19 protein-coding genes are annotated in these 18,138 nt (G+C 71.3%); 9 read left to right on the forward strand and 10 right to left on the reverse strand.

Annotation, left to right across the window (positions count from 1 at the left end):
* The first annotated feature begins 71 nt into the window (after positions 1-71).
* Together ACZ4VI_RS08560 and ACZ4VI_RS08565 are read left to right on the forward strand one after the other, a co-directional pair.
* Entirely contained in the window at positions 72-419 is a 348-nt protein-coding gene (locus ACZ4VI_RS08560; RefSeq protein ID WP_467997869.1) for a DivIVA domain-containing protein, read from the forward strand.
* Entirely contained in the window at positions 416-1,000 is a 585-nt protein-coding gene (locus tag ACZ4VI_RS08565; RefSeq protein WP_467997870.1) for a DNA-3-methyladenine glycosylase I, read from the forward strand. The genes ACZ4VI_RS08560 and ACZ4VI_RS08565 overlap by 4 nt, the downstream gene beginning before the upstream one ends.
* A 51-nt stretch (positions 1,001-1,051) precedes the next feature.
* Here ACZ4VI_RS08565 and ACZ4VI_RS08570 read toward each other — a convergent pair whose 3' ends face one another.
* From ACZ4VI_RS08570 to chcB, 3 genes are all read right to left on the reverse strand, one after another.
* Positions 1,052-2,281 (reverse strand): FG-GAP-like repeat-containing protein, encoded by a 1,230-nt coding sequence (locus tag ACZ4VI_RS08570; protein WP_467997872.1) that lies wholly within the window; start codon positions 2,279-2,281, stop codon positions 1,052-1,054.
* 65 nt (positions 2,282-2,346) lie between these two features.
* A complete protein-coding gene (locus tag ACZ4VI_RS08575; protein ID WP_467997874.1) occupies positions 2,347-3,594 on the reverse strand; it encodes an FG-GAP-like repeat-containing protein in 1,248 nt (415 codons plus the stop codon).
* Between the two features lie 108 nt (positions 3,595-3,702).
* Entirely contained in the window at positions 3,703-4,506 is an 804-nt protein-coding gene (gene chcB / locus ACZ4VI_RS08580) for a 2-cyclohexenylcarbonyl CoA isomerase (protein WP_467997875.1), read from the reverse strand.
* Between the two features lie 312 nt (positions 4,507-4,818).
* Here chcB and ACZ4VI_RS08585 point away from each other — a divergent pair, with 312 nt between their 5' ends.
* Positions 4,819-4,986 (forward strand): DUF3117 domain-containing protein, encoded by a 168-nt coding sequence (locus ACZ4VI_RS08585; RefSeq protein WP_006346801.1) that lies wholly within the window; start codon positions 4,819-4,821, stop codon positions 4,984-4,986.
* Positions 4,987-5,111: 125 nt separating this feature from the next.
* Here ACZ4VI_RS08585 and ACZ4VI_RS08590 read toward each other — a convergent pair whose 3' ends face one another.
* A complete protein-coding gene (locus ACZ4VI_RS08590; protein WP_467997876.1) occupies positions 5,112-5,777 on the reverse strand; it encodes an O-methyltransferase in 666 nt (221 codons plus the stop codon).
* Between the two features lie 141 nt (positions 5,778-5,918).
* Here ACZ4VI_RS08590 and sigE point away from each other — a divergent pair, with 141 nt between their 5' ends.
* From sigE to ACZ4VI_RS08615, 5 genes are all read left to right on the forward strand, one after another.
* Positions 5,919-6,677 carry an RNA polymerase sigma factor SigE gene (gene sigE / locus ACZ4VI_RS08595; RefSeq protein ID WP_467997877.1) on the forward strand — a complete coding sequence of 253 codons (759 nt, stop codon included), beginning with the start codon at positions 5,919-5,921 and terminating at the stop codon, positions 6,675-6,677.
* A 2-nt stretch (positions 6,678-6,679) separates the two neighbouring features.
* Positions 6,680-7,690 (forward strand): anti-sigma factor family protein, encoded by a 1,011-nt coding sequence (locus tag ACZ4VI_RS08600; protein ID WP_467998100.1) that lies wholly within the window; start codon positions 6,680-6,682, stop codon positions 7,688-7,690.
* A 78-nt stretch (positions 7,691-7,768) separates the two neighbouring features.
* Entirely contained in the window at positions 7,769-9,451 is a 1,683-nt protein-coding gene (locus ACZ4VI_RS08605) for a S1C family serine protease (protein ID WP_467997878.1), read from the forward strand.
* Positions 9,452-9,560: 109 nt separating this feature from the next.
* Positions 9,561-10,007: a sec-independent translocase gene (locus tag ACZ4VI_RS08610; protein ID WP_467997879.1), complete on the forward strand. Its 447-nt coding sequence runs from the start codon at positions 9,561-9,563 to the stop codon at positions 10,005-10,007.
* 104 nt (positions 10,008-10,111) lie between these two features.
* Positions 10,112-10,741, forward strand: a complete 630-nt coding sequence (locus ACZ4VI_RS08615; RefSeq protein WP_467997881.1) for a hypothetical protein — start codon at positions 10,112-10,114, stop codon at positions 10,739-10,741.
* A gap of 38 nt (positions 10,742-10,779) precedes the next feature.
* Here ACZ4VI_RS08615 and ACZ4VI_RS08620 read toward each other — a convergent pair whose 3' ends face one another.
* The 3 genes from ACZ4VI_RS08620 to ACZ4VI_RS08630 are packed head-to-tail and all read right to left on the reverse strand — an operon-like array spanning position 10,780 to position 13,802.
* Entirely contained in the window at positions 10,780-11,913 is a 1,134-nt protein-coding gene (locus ACZ4VI_RS08620) for an Mrp/NBP35 family ATP-binding protein (protein ID WP_467997883.1), read from the reverse strand.
* A gap of 43 nt (positions 11,914-11,956) precedes the next feature.
* On the reverse strand, positions 11,957-12,541 hold the full coding sequence (locus ACZ4VI_RS08625) for a DUF1003 domain-containing protein (protein WP_467997885.1): 585 nt from the start codon (positions 12,539-12,541) through the stop codon (positions 11,957-11,959).
* On the reverse strand, positions 12,531-13,802 hold the full coding sequence (locus ACZ4VI_RS08630) for a magnesium transporter MgtE N-terminal domain-containing protein (RefSeq protein ID WP_467997886.1): 1,272 nt from the start codon (positions 13,800-13,802) through the stop codon (positions 12,531-12,533). Before ACZ4VI_RS08630 ends, ACZ4VI_RS08625 begins: the two co-directional genes overlap by 11 nt.
* Before the next feature lie 180 nt (positions 13,803-13,982).
* Here ACZ4VI_RS08630 and ACZ4VI_RS08635 point away from each other — a divergent pair, with 180 nt between their 5' ends.
* Positions 13,983-14,741, forward strand: coding sequence for a hypothetical protein (locus tag ACZ4VI_RS08635; protein WP_467997888.1), 759 nt, complete (start codon positions 13,983-13,985; stop codon positions 14,739-14,741).
* A 19-nt stretch (positions 14,742-14,760) separates the two neighbouring features.
* Here the strand turns inward: ACZ4VI_RS08635 and ACZ4VI_RS08640 are convergent, their stop codons facing one another.
* The 3 genes from ACZ4VI_RS08640 to ACZ4VI_RS08650 all read right to left on the reverse strand — a co-directional run bounded on the left by ACZ4VI_RS08640 (position 14,761) and on the right by ACZ4VI_RS08650 (position 17,795).
* The gene (locus ACZ4VI_RS08640; RefSeq protein WP_467997890.1) at positions 14,761-15,981 is read right to left on the reverse strand and encodes a CapA family protein; all 1,221 of its coding nucleotides are present in this window, start codon (positions 15,979-15,981) and stop codon (positions 14,761-14,763) included.
* Positions 15,982-16,109: 128 nt separating this feature from the next.
* Positions 16,110-16,628: a hypothetical protein gene (locus ACZ4VI_RS08645; protein ID WP_467997892.1), complete on the reverse strand. Its 519-nt coding sequence runs from the start codon at positions 16,626-16,628 to the stop codon at positions 16,110-16,112.
* 24 nt (positions 16,629-16,652) lie between these two features.
* Positions 16,653-17,795, reverse strand: coding sequence for a magnesium and cobalt transport protein CorA (locus tag ACZ4VI_RS08650; RefSeq protein WP_467997894.1), 1,143 nt, complete (start codon positions 17,793-17,795; stop codon positions 16,653-16,655).
* Positions 17,796-18,138 lie beyond the last annotated feature (343 nt).

Genomic DNA, 18,138 nt, shown 5'->3' on the forward strand with positions numbered 1-18,138 from the left:
GACCCTAACTGTCGGTGGCGCATGGCACGATCGGCACTGGGACGATTTCCACTCCGGGGAGAGGCGCGCTGGTGTTCTGGTTCTTGCTGATCGCGATGGTCGTGGTCGTCGCGGCGGTCACCCTCGCGGTGGTCGGCGGAGGCGACAGTGAGGTGCTGCCCGAGGTGGCGCCGGAGCAGTTGGTGGATCCGCTGCCCGCGGCCCGCCCCGTGGACCGCGCCGACATCGAGGCGCTCCGGCTGCCCGTGACGGTGCGGGGGTACCGCATGGCGGACGTGGACGACGTGCTGGGCCGGCTGGCCGCGGAGCTCGCGGAGCGGGACGCGCGGATCGCGGAGCTGCAGGCGGCGCTGGCGGGCAGACATGACGGCCACGGCCCGTCGTCCGGGCCGTCCTTCCGTAAGGAGGAGGACCAGTGACCGGCGAGGCGGTCCCCGGCCCGGACGGTCTGCTGCGCTGCCCCTGGGGCCTGTCGACCGAGGACTATGTCGCGTATCACGACGAGGAGTGGGGCCGCCCGGTCCACGGGGACGACGCGCTGTTCGAGCGGCTGTGCCTGGAGGCGTTCCAGTCCGGGCTCTCGTGGATCACGATCCTGCGCCGCCGCGAGGGCTTCCGGCGGGCCTTCGCCGACTTCAAGATCGCCTCGGTCGCGGAGTTCGGCGAGACGGACCGGGAGCGGCTCCTCGTGGACGAGGGCATCATCCGCAACCGCGCGAAGATCGACGCGACGATGGCCAACGCGAAGGTGCTGGCGGAGTGGGCCCCCGGTGAGCTGGACAGCCTGATCTGGTCCTACGCCCCCGACCCGGCGACCCGCCCGGCCCCCTTGACGCTCACCGACGTCCCGGCGGTGACGGACGAGTCGACCGCCCTCTCCAAGGCCCTGAAGAAGCGCGGCCTCCGCTTCATCGGCCCGACGACGGCCTACGCCCTGATGCAGGCCTGCGGCCTGGTCGACGACCACGTCCAGGGCTGCGTGTCCCGGGGCGCCCGCTAGGGGGCGCCCCGGGGTCACACAGGGCCGTTCCCGCCGTTTCCGGCGCCCGCGTCAGAAGACGTGGACGCCGTCGGCGGAGTCGAAGGACATCTGGTACGACGGGGCGCCGATGCCACCCCGGCCGTTTCCGGCATCGAGGTACAGCTCGCGGTAGTTGATCGTCCGCATGAGGTCGGACAGGCCGTCCCCGGTCACGTCCCCTACGGTCAGCAGCTGCTCGTTGGCGGGCCAGGCGTACGGCAGCTTCGTACGGGTACCGAAGGTGCCCCGCCCGGTGCCCGGGTACAGCCACAGCGCGCGCGAGCCGTCACGGGCGACGAGGTCGGCCTTGCCGTCCCCGTTCATGTCGCCGGGCGCCACCAGGCGGTTCATGACGTTCCAGCCGGCCCCGACCTTCTTACGGGTGCCGAACCAGCCCCTACCGTTGCCGGGGTACGTCCAGAGCACACCGGCCGTGTCCCGGGCGACCAGGTCGCGGCGACCGTCACCGGTGATGTCGCCCACCGCGGCGATCTCCCGCATGGTGTTCCAGCCCGCGCCGATCTTGACGCGGGCCTTGAACCATCCCAGGCCGTTCCCCGGGTAGAGCCAGAGCACGCCGGCCTTGTCGCGGGCGAAGACATCCTCGTTGCCGTCACCGTTGTAGTCGCCGTGCCGGACGAGCTGGGTCATCGCGTTCCAGCCGCCACCGATCAGCCGCCCCTTCGGGGGAGTAGTGCTGCCCCGGGGGACGTAGCCCGGCAGCAACCACAGCCTCCCGTCCTCCCCGCGGTGGAGGAGGTCGGGGACCCAGTTGTTGTCCAGGTCGCCGAGGGCGGTCACGGGCGTGGGCTCAGGACGCGCGCTGGGTGCCAGCCAGTCCATCCAGGGGACGCCGTAGGAGAGCTCCCAGTCGGTCGCGGCCACCCGGATCGAGCTGATCGTGTTGTCGAGGCTCCCGTCGAACGCGCCGCCGCCCAGGTCGATCGCGCCGTTGTGCGGGCTGATGTGCAGCGAGTCTTCGCCGGTGTAGTTCGGGCCCGTGAAGGCATGAGCGTACAGACCGGAGTTGTTGACGATCGACGAGGTCTTGTCGTTCCAGGTGCCCAGGGTGGGCTGACTGGTCGAGATGATCTTCATCTCGCCCTTGAACTCCGGGTACTGGAACAGGCAGAGCCTGCCCGCCGGACAGCGGGACGAGTCCGCCGCGGCGTTCGGCGCCGCGACGACGAGGGTGGCCAGCGAGGCCACGGTGGCCACGGCCGCGCCGAGGGCGCGCCGGGCCCGAGAGGTTCCGACCATGGATCGGACTCCCTTCGATGGAGGAGTGAGAGTCGGCATCAGAAGCCTCAGAAGCCTCAGAACCCTCAGAAGACGAAGTGGGAGGAGCGGAGCAGAGCGAACGGCTTCGGGGCCTGGAGGCTGCCGTCCGCCTTGCCCGGATAGACCCGGAGGTAGATGGGGTTGTTCCGGTCCCAGGGGTCGGTGCCGGGGGCGTGCGCGACCAGGTCCGGCCGGCCGTCGCCCGTGAGGTCGCCCAGGCCGGCCAGTTCCTTCAGCCCGTTCCAGCCGCCGGTGCCGATGAGCTTGCGGGCGCCGAAGGCGCCGCGGCCGTTGCCCGGGTAGAGCCAGAGCTTGCCGTCCGTGTCCCGGGCCACGAGGTCGGCCCGCCGGTCGGAGTTCATGTCACCGGCGCCGACGAGCTCGTTCATGACCGTCCAGCCGGCCCCGACCTTCTGCCGGGTGCCGAACCAGCCCTTGCCGTTGCCGGGGTACGTCCACAGGACACCGGCGGTGTCGGCCGCGAGCAGGTCGGCCTTGCCGTCTCCCGTCAGGTCGCCCGCGGCGGCGATGTCCCGCATGGTGTTCCAGCCCGCGCCGATCTTGAGGCGGGGCTTGAACAGGCCCTTGCCGGTGCCCGGGTAGAACCACAGGACGCCGGCCGTGTCGCGGGCGAGGACGTCCTCGGTGCCGTCGCCGTTGTGGTCCCCGTGCCGGGTCAGCTTGGTCATGGTGTGCCAGCCGCCGCCGATGCGCTGCGTGGTGCCTGTGCTCTCCCAGGCGTGGGTGGTCCACAGCCCGCCGACCGCGTCACGGGTGAGCAGATCGGCGAAGCCGTCGCTGTTGACGTCGCCGAACGCGCCGAGCGTCGCCGACGAGGCGGGCCGGAGCTTCGGAGCGGCGTCGCCGTACCAGAGCGGGAGCCGGCTCTCCGCCCCGCAGAAGTCGTCCGCCTCGGGCCCGACGTCGATCGAGCTGACCGCGCGGTCGAGCTCGGGGTACGCGCTCTCGTCGAAGGACTCCGAGTTGTAGAAGTGCACGGACCCTTCGGGAGCCAAGCCGGGCTGCGGATAGAAGCAGACCGCGTCCGCGCTGTGGTTGACGAAGGAGCGGATGCGGTTGTCCCAGGCGCCGAGGGAGTACATCGGCTTGCTCACGACGAGCATGTCCCCCTGCTGGAGCGGCTGGCTGAAGACGCAGACCTTGCCGGAGGGACAGCGCTCCCAGCCGTCGACGGCCTGCGCCGGGACCGCGAGGGCCGTCGCCGACAGACCGAGTGCCAGGGCGGTGGTGAGAGCGCCGCGAACGGATCGCGACGCCGAGAGAGGACGCACGGAACCCCCCAGGTATGTGCGTGAAATGTGGAGCACTCGAGATGAACGAGTGGTGTGCGGATCATATAGACGCGCAGACCACTCGCTCGAAGGGGTTCCGTTGGGGGGTCAGCGGCCCACGTACTTCGGCTTCTCCTTCGACAGGAACGCCTGGACCGCGATCGTGTGGTCCTCCGAGGCGCCCGCCGCCGTCTGGAGCTCGTCCTCCTTGTCGAGGGCCTCCGACAGCGAGTGGTCCGCGCCGTACGCCAGGGAGGCCTTCAGCGCCGCGTACGCCACCGTCGGGCCTTCCGCCAGCGTGCGGGCGATCTTCAGGGCCTCCTCGGCGAGGTCGGCGGCCGGGACGAGCTTGTTCACGATGCCGAGCTCGTACGCCTCCTGGGCGCTGATCGAGCGCGGGAAGAGCAGCAGGTCCGAGGCGCGGCTCGCGCCGATCAGCCGGGGCAGCGTCCACGACATTCCGGAGTCGGCGGTGAGCGCCACACCCGCGAAGGAGGTGTTGAACGCGGCCGTCTCGGCGACCACCCGGTAGTCCGCCGCCAGCGCGAAGCCGAAGCCCGCCCCCGCCGCGACGCCGTTCACGCCCGCCACCACGGGCTTCTGCATGCCCGTCAGCGCCCGGACGATCGGGTTGTAGTGGTCCCGGACGGTGTTCATGGTCGCCTGCGAGCCGGTCTCCTTGTCCGTCATCAGCAGGCCCACGTGCTCCTTCAGGTCCTGGCCGACACAGAACGCCCGGTCGCCGGCCGCCGTCAGCAGTACCGCCCGTACGGCGGTGTCCGCGGCGGCCGCCTCCGCCGCGTCCCGCAGGGCGACCTTCGCCTCGACGTTCATCGCGTTCATGGCCTCGGGCCGGTTGATCGTGATCGTGGCGAGTCCGTCGGTCACTTCGTACAGCACGGTGTCGGCCATCGGGGCTTCCCTTCGCGTCTTTGCGTCCCTGTCCCGCCCAGCATGGCGGAGATCACCCACCCCGCACATGTGAGCTGCGTCAAAGACCGGCGGTGGCGTGGTGGCGAAGCGGCGGCGAAGTATCGCAGGCCGATCCCCGAAATGTGCGGTTTTGCGGAAGCGCGTTGCGCAAGCGATGCAGCCCGATGTTGGTCATCGGGTCCCGTGATGCGGGATAATGACCTGGAAGCAATGTGTTCGATGCCGGTGACGTGTGCTCCCGATCAGGGGCCGTCGGCTGACGAAGAGCTGGTTTCAGGAAGGGGAACAAGCATGGCGGCCATGAAGCCGCGGACGGGCGACGGCCCGCTCGAGGTGACCAAGGAGGGGCGGGGCATTGTCATGCGCGTTCCGCTCGAAGGCGGCGGTCGGCTTGTCGTCGAGCTGACCCCGGACGAGGCCGAAGCACTCGGCGACGCCCTGAAGCAGGTAGTCGGCTGACGCGACAAGCCAGGATTGTCCGCTCCTGCCCCGGCACGGTACCCACCGCGCCGGGGCAGGAGTGTGTCAGGGGTGAGAGTGTTTCAGGGGTGGGGCTCAGGGGTGGGGCGGCGTTCTGAGGGCTGTCAGCCCCGCCGTACCGCGCACAGCAGACCGTCTCCCACGGGCAGCAGCGAGGGCAGCAGCTCCTGGCTCTCCCGGACCGCCCGCAGCAGCTCACGTATCCGCAGCACCTCTGCCGACTGCGCCGCCGAGTCGACGGTGCGGCCGTCGGCGAAGACGCCCTCGAAGCAGACCAGACCGCCCGGTCGCAGCAGGCGCAACGATTCAGCGAGGTAGTCCAGGGACTCCAACCGGTCGCCGTCGCAGAACACGAGGTCGTACCCGCCGTCCGCGAGCCGCGGCAGGACGTCCAGGGCGCGGCCCGGGATGAAACGCGCCCGGTTGCCGGCGAAGCCCGCTGCCCGGAAGGCCGTCTTCGCGAACTGCTGGCGCTCGGGCTCCAGGTCCACGGTGGTCAGGACGCCGTCCGGCCGCATCCCGAGCAGCAGATAGATTCCGGACACGCCCGTGCCGGTACCGATTTCGGCCACCGCTTTCGCGTCCGCCGTCGCCGCAAGCAGGCGCAGAGCGGCGCCGGTGCCCGGTGACACCGAGGGCACCCCTGCCTCCCGGGCCCGGTCACGGGCCCAGTGCAGCGCTTCGTCCTCGGCGACAAAGGCGTCGGCGAACGCCCAGCTCGTCTGCCGGTTGGCGGTAATGGCCCTCTCCTGTCCCCGTAGTTGGCGCAACGGTGACTGTATCCGCTGCACACGGGAACCCGCAGATGGGACCGCGCGTTCACAGAGGGCAGGACGCGAGGAGAGGCCGCGGGCGACCCGGTCCCAAATTCGCGTAAAGATTCTTATCCGGAGCTAACGGGCGAGGTGGCTATGGTAGGGGCTCCACTGGACACCACCAGAGCCGACAGGGGAGGTGCGGCTGCGCCTGTGGATCGGGGAGGAGTGCTTCGGCGTCTTCTCAGATCGGCGGGTGAGCCGAAATCCGTGACCGACACCGCTGACCGAATCCACACTGCCGACTCCGCTCCCACCACCGCGACCTTCGCATCGGATGCGGAATCGCAGGCGTGGACTCCGCCCACCTGGGAGGAGATCGTCAGCACGCACAGCGGCCGGGTCTACCGCCTCGCGTACCGGCTGACCGGCAACCAGCACGACGCCGAGGATCTCACGCAGGAGGTCTTCGTCCGCGTCTTCCGCTCGCTGTCGACGTACACGCCGGGCACCTTCGAGGGCTGGCTCCACCGCATCACCACGAACCTCTTCCTCGACATGGTCCGCCGCAAGCAGCGGATCCGCTTCGACGCGCTCGGCGACGACGCGGCCGAGCGGCTGCCCAGCCGCGAGCCCTCGCCGCAGCAGGCGTTCAACGACACGCACTTCGACGCCGACGTCCAGCAGGCCCTCGACACCCTCGCGCCCGAGTTCCGGGCCGCGGTCGTCCTGTGCGACATCGAGGGACTGTCGTACGAGGAGATCGCCGCCACGCTCGGCGTGAAGCTCGGCACGGTCCGCAGCCGCATCCACCGCGGGCGCTCGCACCTGCGCAAGGCGCTCAAGCACCGTTCGCCCGAAGCCCGGGCGGAGCGTGCGCTGGCCACCGTCGGCTGGGAGGTCGGAACGGCGTGAGCATCAGTCCTGCCGGCCCGACCCCCGCGGAGCAGCACCTCGGGGACCGGCTCGCCGCGCTGGTCGACGGGGAGCTCGGCCACGACGCCCGCGAGCGGGTTCTCGCGCACCTCGCGACCTGCCCCAAATGCAAGGCGGAGGCCGACGCCCAGCGCCGGCTGAAGAGCGTCTTCGCCTCCACCGCACCCCCTCCGCCCTCGGAGGGGCTCCTCGCACGCCTTCAGGGGTTGCCCGGGGGCCCTGGTGATCCGGGGGGTGAGGACCGTCGGGGGGGACCCTTCGATGAGCTCTTCGGCCTGGGCGGCACCGGTGGCCTCGGCGGCTCCGGCGGCCTCGGAGGCCCCGGAGGCCTCGGCGGAGTGAGGTCGGACGGCTTCGCGACGGCCGCGGTCGTCTCCCCGCACTCCGGTTTCCGTATCCACGCCGTCGGCGGCCGCCCCGATCAGGACCGCTCGTCCTGGCGGGGCCGGCGCTTCGGCATCGCTGCCGCCAGCGCGGTCTCGTTCGCCGCGATAGCGCTGGGCGGTGCCCTGCCGCTGGAGTCGACGGTGAACATCGGCGCGCGCGGCGAGGGCACGGGCACGAACGTGACCCCGCTGCGATCGCCCGCCACGGGCAGCGGCACCGCCTCGGGATCGGTCTCGGGCCTGGGCACGGGATCCGGTACGGGCACGGGTACGAACGCGGGCACGGCCGGAGGACGCGGCGGGCGTACGGAGGAACGGGCCGCCGCCGACTCCTCGACGACCCGGGGCGGCCGCGGCTGGACCACCGGCGCGGTGTCGGCCGGACCCCTGGTGCCGGGTGAGGTGACGCCCGCCGTGGCCGGCCGCCAGGGAACGCCGCCCCAGTCGATGCTCGAGCTCTCCCCGTTCGTACGGCCCACGGGACCGGCCCTGCGCCTGGCGTTCACGTCCGGGTTCAACCCGTTGGGCGCCCCGCTCCTCACCCCGGCTCCGACCCCGCTCACGGCCCCGAGCCCGACGACGACACCGCTCACCTCCCACCGCTGACCCGGGACCTGGTTGAATCCAGGGCACGGGCGCCCGCCGTGAGGCGGGCGCGGACAGGCCAGCTGTTGCGGGGAGAGCATGAACGACGGGAAGCCGACCGGCCAGAAGCCCAAGTGGTGGAGCCGGCCGACGAGTACGCCTCCGGCGGCTGCACCGGCTGCTACGCCGGAGCCGCCGACCGCGGACGAGGGGGACTTCACGCTGGCCGCTCCCGCGACCCCGGAGGCCACGGTGCCGGTGCCCGCGCCGGAGGACGCCGCGCCCGCCGCCGTACCCGTACCGCAGCAGGCGCAGCCGGAACCCCAGGAACCGGCGCAGCCGCAGCTCCAGCCGCTGCACGAGCCCGACGAGTACCGGACCCCGCCGTACGGCGAGCCCGGACCCTGGGCTCCCGCCCCGCCCGTGCAGCGGCCGGTGGCGACCCCGGCCCACGGAGTCCCCGTACCGCCGCAGCCGAATGCACCGCAGCCGACGGCCCCTCAGCCGACCGTCCCGCAGCCGGTGGCCCCGCAAGCGGTCGCCGTCCAGGCGGTCGCCCCGCAGCCGGTCGCACCCCAGCCCGCGCAGTGGGTGCAGTACGACCCCTGGGGAGCCCCCGGTGCCCCCGGCGCCCCGCTGACCATCGGGGCCGAGCCGCTCGCCAAGCCCCGCCGCTCCCGACGCGGGCTCGCGCTTGCGGGCGCGCTGACCTTCGCCCTGCTCACCGGCGTCCTGGGCGGCGCGGTCGGCGCGTACGTCGAGCGCAACGGCGGCATCACCACCGTCGAGCTGCCCCAGGCGGGCGCCGAGGATTCCGGGCGCGCCCCGGACAGCGTCGCGGGCATCGCCGCCAGCGCCCTGCCTAGCGTGGTCACCCTCCATGTCAGCGGCGCCGGCTCGTCCGGCACCGGCACGGGCTTCGTCCTGGACACCCAGGGCCACATCCTGACCAACAACCACGTGGTCGACGCGGCCGCCGCCTCCGGCAAGATCACCGTCACCTTCAGCAGCGGCGAGACCGCGAGCGCCAAGCTGGTCGGCAAGGACAGCGGCTACGACCTCGCCGTCGTCAAGGTCGCCGGGGTCTCGGGCCTCAAGCCCCTCCCGCTCGGCAACTCGGACAACGTCCGCGTCGGCGACCCCGTCGTCGCCATCGGCGCCCCCTTCGACCTCCAGAACACCGTCACCTCCGGCATCATCAGCGCCAAGGAGCGGCCCATCACCGCCGGTGGCGAGAAGGGCGACGGCAGCGACATCAGCTACGTCGACGCCCTGCAGACCGACGCCCCGATAAACCCGGGCAATTCGGGCGGGCCGCTGGTCGACTCCAAGGCTCGGGTGATCGGCATCAACAGCGCGATCCGCGCGGCCGGCGACGGTTCGAGCGAGAGCGGCGCCCAGTCCGGTTCCATCGGTCTCGGCTTCGCCATCCCGATCAACCAGGGCAAGCGCGTCGCCGAGGAGCTCATCAACACGGGCAAGGCCACCCACCCCGTCATCGGTGTGAGCCTCGATATGCAGTTCAACGGCGACGGCGCGCGCGTCGGCGAGAAGGGCAAGGACGGCTCCGCCTCGGTCACCCCGGGCGGCCCGGCGGCCAAGGCCGGCGTCCGGCCCGGCGACGTCATCATCAAGGTCGACGGCCAGCGGGTGCACAGTGGCGAGGAGTTGATCGTGAAGATCCGCGCCCACCGCCCCGGCGACCGGCTGGAGCTGACGGTGCTGCGCGGCGGCAAGGAGCAGACCAAGACGTTGACGCTCGGTTCCTCGCAGGGCGGCTGAGCGCCATGTGGCGGCTGGGCGCCATGTGGGGGACACCGCAAGGTACCCGCCCGGCAGTTTCGGCGGGTACCGTGGTGCGGGCCCCGCACCCGGTGTAAGGAGCAGCAAGGTGTTCAACGACCTAGGCATACTCGAGCTCGTGACGCTCGTGGTCCTCGCCGTGCTCGTGTTCGGCCCGGACAAGCTGCCCAAGGTCATCCAGGACGTCTCGCGCTTCATCCGGAAGATCCGCGACTTCTCCGAGAGCGCGAAGCAGGACATCCGCTCCGAGCTGGGTCCGGAGTTCAAGGACTTCGAGTTCGAGGACCTCAACCCCAAGACCTTCCTGCGCAAGCAGCTGGAGGGGAACGAGGACCTCAAGGAGCTGAAGGAGCTGCGCAGCAGCTTCGACCTCAAGAAGGAGATGAACGAGGTCGCGGACGCGGTGCACGGGCGTGAGCCGGAGACCCCGTCCGTCCCTGCGGCCGTCAACGGGTCAGGCTCCCCCGACCTGCTGAAGAAGCAGGACAAGCCGGGCACCGGCGAGCGGCCGCCGTACGACTCCGACGCGACCTGACCACACCCGACGACCTCGGCTGACACGACCTGGCGTGAGCCGGTGGCTATCCTCGCATCTGTTGTCCGCCGACGCGGGCACGACGGATCGAGGAGGCGGCCGAGATGGAGACGACGAGTCGGGTGGAGGGACTGCCCACAGCCCGGCGCACGGCCGAAGGCTATCTGCGCGCACCCTTCACCTGGTACGGACTTGACGACGCGTTCACCGGAGCGCGCTGGCTGATGCAGGTCGGCACGGATGCGGACGGGACGGTCCAGCACGGGTCGATGGGCCACGGGGACGAGCCGTCCATAAAGTCGGACGCGAGCGGGGCCGAGAAGGAGCGCTTCGCGGTCGTCGTGACGGTCGCGGCGAGCCCCGTACGCAGGACGGGTGACGGTACGGGTGTGCTGGACGCCACCACGGTCTCCTCCGCCGCCTGGCTGGCCGGCTCGGGGCTCCTCGCGTACACCTGGCCCGCACAGCTGGACCACGCGCTGCGGGACGACTGGCTGGACCAGCAGACGGAGACGGCCTTCGAGCTGGCGGACGACCTGTCGGGGCCGGCGTGGTCGACGCTGTCACTGCCGGTGGACGGGGTGCCGGTGCCGTTCCACTACCGGGAGTCGGAGTTCGGGTGGGTGCTGGCCGGGTCTGCGGGTGAGGTGCATATCGGGGCGTATGGGCGGGGGATGAGCGCGTACGGGCTGGGGTTTGCGGGGGTGCAGGACCTCGGGCTGTACGCCTCCTAGGCACGAGGAAGGGCGCCCCCGTCGGGGGCGCCCTTTTCTCAGAACTTGTTGCGCGGGGTGATGCCCAGGCTCATGCCCGAGAGGCCGCGCTGGCGGCCGCCCAGTTTGCCGGCGATGGCGCGGAGGGCCGAGCCCGCGGGGGAGTCCGGGTCGGTGATGACGACCGGCTTGCCCTCGTCGCCGCCCTCGCGGAGGCGGACGTCGATCGGGATCGAGCCGAGGACCGGGACCGTCGCGCCCGTGGTCCGCGTCAGGCCGTCCGCGACCCGCTGGCCGCCGCCCGTGCCGAACACGTCGACGATCTCGTCGCAGTGCGGACACGGCAGGCCCGACATGTTCTCGACGACGCCGACGATCTTCTGGTGCGTCTGGACGGCGATCGAGCCGGCCCGCTCGGCGACCTCGGCCGCCGCCTGCTGCGGGGTCGTGACGACGAGGATCTCCGCGTTCGGCACCAGCTGGGCCACCGAGATCGCGATGTCGCCCGTGCCCGGGGGCAGGTCGAGCAGGAGGACGTCCAGGTCACCCCAGTACACGTCCGCGAGGAACTGCTGGAGCGCGCGGTGCAGCATCGGGCCGCGCCACACCACCGGGGCGTTGCCCGGGGTGAACATGCCGATGGAGATGACCTTCACGCCGTTCGCCGACGGCGGCATGATCATGTTCTCGACCTGGGTCGGACGGCCGTCCGCACCCAGCATGCGCGGCACGCTGTGCCCGTAGATGTCGGCGTCGACGACACCGACCTTCAGGCCGTCGGCAGCCATGGCCGCGGCCAGGTTCACGGTCACGGAGGACTTGCCCACGCCGCCCTTGCCGGAGGCGACCGCGTACACGCGGGTCAGCGAGCCGGGCTTGGCGAACGGGACCTCGCGCTCGGCCGTCGTACCCCGCAGGGCCGCGGCCAGCTCCTTGCGCTGCTCGTCGCTCATCACGTCCAGCGAGACGTCGACGCCGGAGACGCCCTCCACCCGCGAGACCGCGTCCGTGACGCGCTGCGTGATCGTATCGCGCATCGGGCAGCCGGAGACGGTGAGATAGACCGTGACGGCGACCCTGCCGTCGGATCCGATCTCCACCGACTTCACCATGCCGAGCTCGGTGATCGGTTTGTTGATCTCGGGGTCGTTCACCGTCGCCAGTGCTTCGCGCACCGCGTCTTCCGTAGCCATATGGAGATGGTACGGCGCTCACCACCGGCTCCGGAAAGACCCGTCAGCGGTCGGGTACGTCACGTCCCCGATCCCCGGAGGCAGGGAATAGATCCCGGTGGCCGTCCTGCCGCTCCTCCATCTCCTTGATCAGGTCCTGGAGCTCCGAGCGCATCCAGTCGCGGGTCGCCACCTCCCCCAGGCCCATCCGCAGCGCCGCGATCTCCCGGGTCAGGTACTCGGTGTCCGCGATGGACCGCTCGTTCTGCTTCCTGTCCTGTTCGAGGTTGACCCGGTCCCGGTCGTCCTGCCGGTTCTGGGCGAGGAGGATCAGCGGGGCCGCGTACGAGGCCTGGAGCGAAAGCGCGAGCGTCAGGAAGATGAACGGGTACTCGTCGAACTTCAGCGAGCTCGGCGCGAACACGTTCCACAGCACCCAGACGATGACCGTCAGGGTCATCCAGACGAGGAACCGCCCCGTCCCCAGGAAGCGGGCGATCCGCTCCGAGAGCCGGCCGAAGGCCTCGGGGTCGTACTCCGGCAGCAGCCTGGCCCGCCGCTCGCGCGGAAGATCGAGCCGGATGCGGGGCATCGTCGTCCGTTCACGCTCCCGCTCCCGCTCCCGATCCGCCCAGCGCTCACTTGCCATGGGTCACCCCCTCCTCGTGGAACTCGGTCTCGCGCCAGTCCTCCGGCAGCAGATGGTCGAGCACGTCGTCCACGGTGACCGCGCCAAGCAGGGACCCGCCCTTGTCCACCACCGGCGCCGCGACCATGTTGTACGCGGCCAGGTAGCTGGTGACGGCGGGCAGCGGGGTGTCCGGGGCCAGCGGCGGCAGATCGCTGTCGACCAGCGAGCTGACCAGCGTGAACGGCGGATCCCGCAGCAGCCGCTGGAAGTGCACCGTGCCCAGGTACTTGCCCGTCGGCGTCTCGTCCGGCGGCCGGCACACGTACACCTGCGCCGCGAGAGCCGGGGAGAGGTCCTGCTGCCGTACGCGGGCCAGGGCGTCCGCCACCGTGGCGTCGGGCCGCAGCACGATCGGCTCCGTGGTCATCAGACCGCCCGCGGTGCGCTCCTCGTACGACATCAGACGGCGGACGTCGGCGGCCTCGTCCGGCTGCATCAGGGTGAGCAGCCGTTCCTTCTCTTCGTCCGGCAGCTCGTTCAGCAGGTCGGCCGCGTCGTCCGGGTCCATCGCCTCCAGGACGTCCGCCGCGCGCTCCTCCTTGAGCTTCCCGAGGATCTCGATCTGCTCGTCCTCCGGCAGCTCTTCCAGGACGTCGGCGAGCCGGTCGTCGTCGAGGGCGGCGGCGACCTCGGCGCGCCGTTTCGGGGAGAGGTGGTGCAGCACGTTGGCCAGGTCGGCGGGGCGCAGCCGCTCGAAGGTGGCGACCAGGCTCTCCGCGCCCTGGCCCTCCTCCTCCAGGGAGAAGCCGGTCACCGCCGACCACTCCACGGTCAGCGTCTCGCCCTTGCGGCGCAGGGCGCCGGGCTTGCCGCGCCGTACGAAGACCTTGTCGATCTCCCAGTCGCGGCGGGCGGGCAGCTGCTGAATGGCCACGTCGAGGACGGTGACCTCCTCGTCCGTCTCTACCAGCCGGACGCGGCGGTCGAGGAGCTCGCCGAGGACGAGCCGCTCGGTCGGGCGCTGCTCGAAGCGGCGCATGTTGACCACGCCCGTGGTGATGACCTGGCCCGACTCGACGCCCGTGATCCGGGTCATCGGGACGAAGACCCGGCGGCGGCTGAGCACCTCGACCACCATGCCGAGCAGCCGGGGCGGGCGGCGGCCGACCCGGAGCATGGCGACGAGGTCGCTGACCCGGCCGACCTGGTCGCCGTTGGGGTCGAAGACGGCGACACCGGCGAGGTGCGAGACGAAGATCCGGGGGGCGCCTGCCGCCATGCCACGCGCCTCCTCGGTGTCGCACGATTCGGGTCATTGCTGAGGTATGCCGCATTCAGGCTAGCCCGTGCCCATCCGTGGCGCCCCGGCAGAGCGCCCGTACGGCTGCCTGCGGCAACGGCTCGCGGCCCGGGTACGCTGCGATCTGCCGTCCCCCCACCGACGAGAGGCAGCGCGCAGGTGACCCCACTCCCCACTGCATCGCGCATCCGCAGGGTCGTCCTGCCGCTGGCGCTGTGCGCCGGTCTCGCGGCGGGACTCACCGCCTGTGCGGAGGATCCGGACGAGGGGACGAACGGGGTCGGGAAGCTGCCCGCGAGCGCCATCGAGGAGAAGGCGCAGTCGGCGGCGGACGGGGCGAAGGCCGTCCGGCTCTCGGGCACGCTGGTCAGCAAGGGCGGCACGTTCAAGCTGGACATGCGCCTCAAGGACGACGGCGCGACGGGCTCGGTCACGACGAAGAACAGCACCTTCGAGCTGCTGCGGATCGGCGAGGCGCTCTACATGAAGGCCGACGCGGCGTTCTGGACGCACGGCGGCGACGGCCAGAACAGCGACGGCGAGAACGGCGACGACGCCGCCGACAAGCTCGACGACAAGTACGTCAAGGTGCCGCAGGACGACCCCTCGTACAAGCAGCTGCGCGGCTTCACCGACATGGACCTGCTCCTGGACGGGCTGATCGGCCTGCACGGCGACCCGGTGATGGGCGACCGCGACAGGATCGGCGGCATCCGTACGGTCAAGGTCAAGGGCGGCGAGGACGGCGAGGGCGGCACGCTGGACGTCGCCCTGGAGGGCGCCCCCTTCCCGCTCCAGTTCGCGCGGGCCGGCGGGGCCGGCGTGGTGGTCCTGTCCGAGTGGGACAAGGACTTCCCGCTGGAGGCCCCGGCCCCGGGCGAGACGCTCGACTACGGCAAGCAGCTGCCGCGCACCTGACGCCGTCCTCGTCCGCGGGCTACTCGGTGGCGCGGGTCAGCCCCTCGGCCCCCGCGCCCCGGGACATCACGGCCTCGGTGACGCGGGCGTCGACCGCCGCGTACCGCTCGCGCTTGCCGGACGGCGCGTCGCACGAGGCGCACACGACCCGGAACGGCGGACCCATGTCGGAGTACTGGGTGAGGTATTCGGCCTTCGTCACCGTCCACCTGCCCGGGTGCTCCGTGGAGGGCCCGAACGTGAAGCGCGGGATCGAGGACATGTTGCCGCGCAGCTTGTCGGCGGTGAAGAAGCTGGCGACCTGGTCGCCCATGCCGTAGACCACCCAGGTGCCGTTGACCTTCTCGTACGGCTGGGGCACGTGGTTGTGTGTCCCGAGGACGAGGTCGATGTCGGGCAGGCCATCGGTCCGGGAGGCGGTGAGGGCGCGGGCGAGCTCGCGCTGCTGCTCATCGGGGGCCTCCTGCCACTCGGTGCCCCAGTGGATGCTGAGCAGGACCACCTGCGCTCCTGCCTGCCGGGCGGCCCGCGCCTGGTCGACGATCTTCTGCCGGTCGGTCACGTTGACCGCCCAGGGCCTGCCTGCGGGCAGCGGGATGCCGTTCGTTCCGTACGTGTACGACAGCTGTGCCACCTTCGCGCCGCCGGCCGTGTACCAGGCGGGGGCCTTCGCCTCCTCGGCGTCGCGCGCCGAGCCGACGTGCTTCAGGCCCACCCGGTCGAGGTCGTCGAGGGTGCGGGTCAGGCCCTCGAAACCGGCGTCGAGGGTGTGATTCGAGGCGGTCGAGCAGCCGTCGTAACCCGTCTCCTTGAGGGCGTCGGCCAGCTGGTGGGGCGCCGTGAAGGTGGGGTAGCCGGTGTAGGGGCCGCCCGGCTCGCCGTAGGGGATCTCGTGGTGGCATAGCGCGAGGTCGGCGGCGGAGACGATGGGCTGGACGCCCGCGAGTATCTTCCGGAAGTCGTGTCCGGTGCCGCCTTCGGCGTCGGCGGCGGCCCGCTGGATGATCGACGGGTACGGGATGATGTCGCCGGTCGCGACCAGGGTGAAGGGGCGGGCGTCCGCAGTGACGGGCGGCCTGGCGGCGGGGGCCTTGGTGACACCCTCACCCGAGGAGCCCTGCGGGTCGTTGCCCGCCATCCAGACGCCGGCCGCGCCTATGACGGCCAGACAGACGGCCGTCGTCACGACGGTGACCGAACTCCCTCGCCGCCGTCCGTGCTCCTCGTGGTGGTTCGTCATGCGATGCCCCGTTTCTGACGCTTCTGTCGCAGTCAGGTTCCCCGAGGATCAGCTTCCGCGCATGACGAAGTGGCGGGACGAAGTGGCGGGAGGAAGTAGCGGGAGAAGGAGGCGTCGAGGCCTGGGGCTCAGCGCTTGCGACGCTTGAGGAGCAGGCGGTGGAGGCCCGCCGGGATCGGGCGGCGCGTGATCGCGTCGGAGGGCTGCGGGGCCGCCGCGAGGGAGCCGGTCGGCAGGTCCGTCGTGGAGTCCAGCGGGGCCAGTCGCAGCACCCGGCACTCCCGCGCCCAGCGCTCCGGCATCGCCTCGCCGTCCGTCGCGTTCAGGCGCTTGCCCTTCAGTTCGGCGACCGCCGCGTCCCACTCCTCCGTACCGGGAGCCAGTTCGCTCACAGCCGCCGTCCAGGCGACGATCCGGCCGCCCTTGTCCTTGCTGCGGACGGTGACCTCGGCCGTCGAGCCCGCGACGAGCCCCGGGAGGGGCTGCTCGCCCGGTCCGTCGCCGACGACGTACGCCGCGCCCTCGTGCCAGACGTGCCAGAGCGCGCGGGCCGCGGGGGCGTCGTCCGCGGACCCACGGACCCAGATGAGGCCGGACTTCTTCGTGGCCTCCTCGACGAGGGCGGGCCCGAGCGGGGTGTCTGTCATGCCCGCAGCCTATCGGCAGCCTTCTCAGAGCCAGCCGTTGCGCTTGAGGGTGCGGTGGATGGCGAAACAGATCGCCGTGATGCCGACGAGCACCATCGGGTACCCGTACTTCCACTCCAGCTCGGGCATGTGCTCGAAGTTCATGCCGTACACGCCGCAGACCGCCGTCGGGACGGCGATGATGGCCGCCCAGGAGGTGATCTTGCGCATGTCCTCGTTCTGCGTGACGGTCGCCTGCGCCAGGTTGGCCTGGAGGATCGAGTTGAGCAGCTCGTCGAAGGCGACGACCTGCTCCTGCACGCGCGCGAGGTGGTCGGCGACATCCCGGAAGTACTTCTGGATGTCCGGGTCCACCAGCCGCATCGGACGCTCGCTCAGCAGCTGCATCGGGCGCAGCAGCGGGGTGACGGCCCGCTTGAACTCCAGTACCTCACGCTTGAGCTGGTAGATCCGCCCGGTGTCCGTACCGCGCGTGGAACCCTTCGCCGGCGGCGAGAAGACGTCGATCTCGATCTGGTCGATGTCGAGCTCGACGGCGTCGGCGACCGCGATGTAGCCGTCGACCACGTGGTCGGCGATGGCGTGCAGAACGGCCGAGGGGCCCTTGCTCAGGAGCTCGGGCTCGCCCTGGAGGCGGTGGCGGAGGTTGCGCAGCGAGCCCTGCCCGCCGTGCCGGACGGTGATGACGAAGTCCGGGCCGGTGAAGCACATCACCTCACCGGTCTCCACGACCTCGCTGGTGGCGGTGAGTTCGGCGTGCTCGACGTAGTGGATCGTCTTGAAGACGGTGAAGAGGGTGTCGTCGTACCGCTCCAGCTTCGGCCGCTGGTGGGCGTGGACGGCGTCCTCGACGGCGAGCGGGTGGAGCCCGAACTCGGCCGCGATACCGGCGAATTCGGACTCGGTCGGCTCGTGCAGACCGATCCAGGCGAAGCCGCCGCTCTCCCGCACCTGGCGCATCGCGCCGCGCGGAGTCAGACAGGCGCGGTCGTCCACGCGGCGCCCGTCGCGGTAGACGGCGCAGTCGACGACGGCGCTGGAGGCGGACGGGTCGCGCGTCGCGTCGTAGTTGGCGTACGGCGAGGCGGCACCGGCGGCGGTCGGCTTGCGCAGGGAGGTACGCAGGGAGGGGCGGACCGCGGCGCGCAGGTCACGGATCATCGACATTGGCATGCTCCTTCACGGAGAAGCCGTCGGCGAGGCGTGGCACAGCCCGGAATGGGGACGTGGAGCTACGTCGTCCACAAAGCGGGCGGCACCGCGGGATCGCGGTGACGGCGTTCGCTACAGACAGGCAAAGGCGAAGTGCTCTTCCGTCGTGCGAGATGCCGGGTGACGGTGGGCGGACCGGTTGCGGAAGGCCTCAGATCACCGGGAGAAACGCACCGGGCTCGGGTGCGGGGCGGAAGAGCGGTTGGTACTGCCCGATCGACTTCGATCCACGCAGCCCCACCTCCTCCGGCCGGTCCCCCTTGGGGGATGACGAGTGGTCGGGAGTACCGACCAGCGG

Source organism: Streptomyces sp. NPDC029169, from assembly GCF_055563935.1.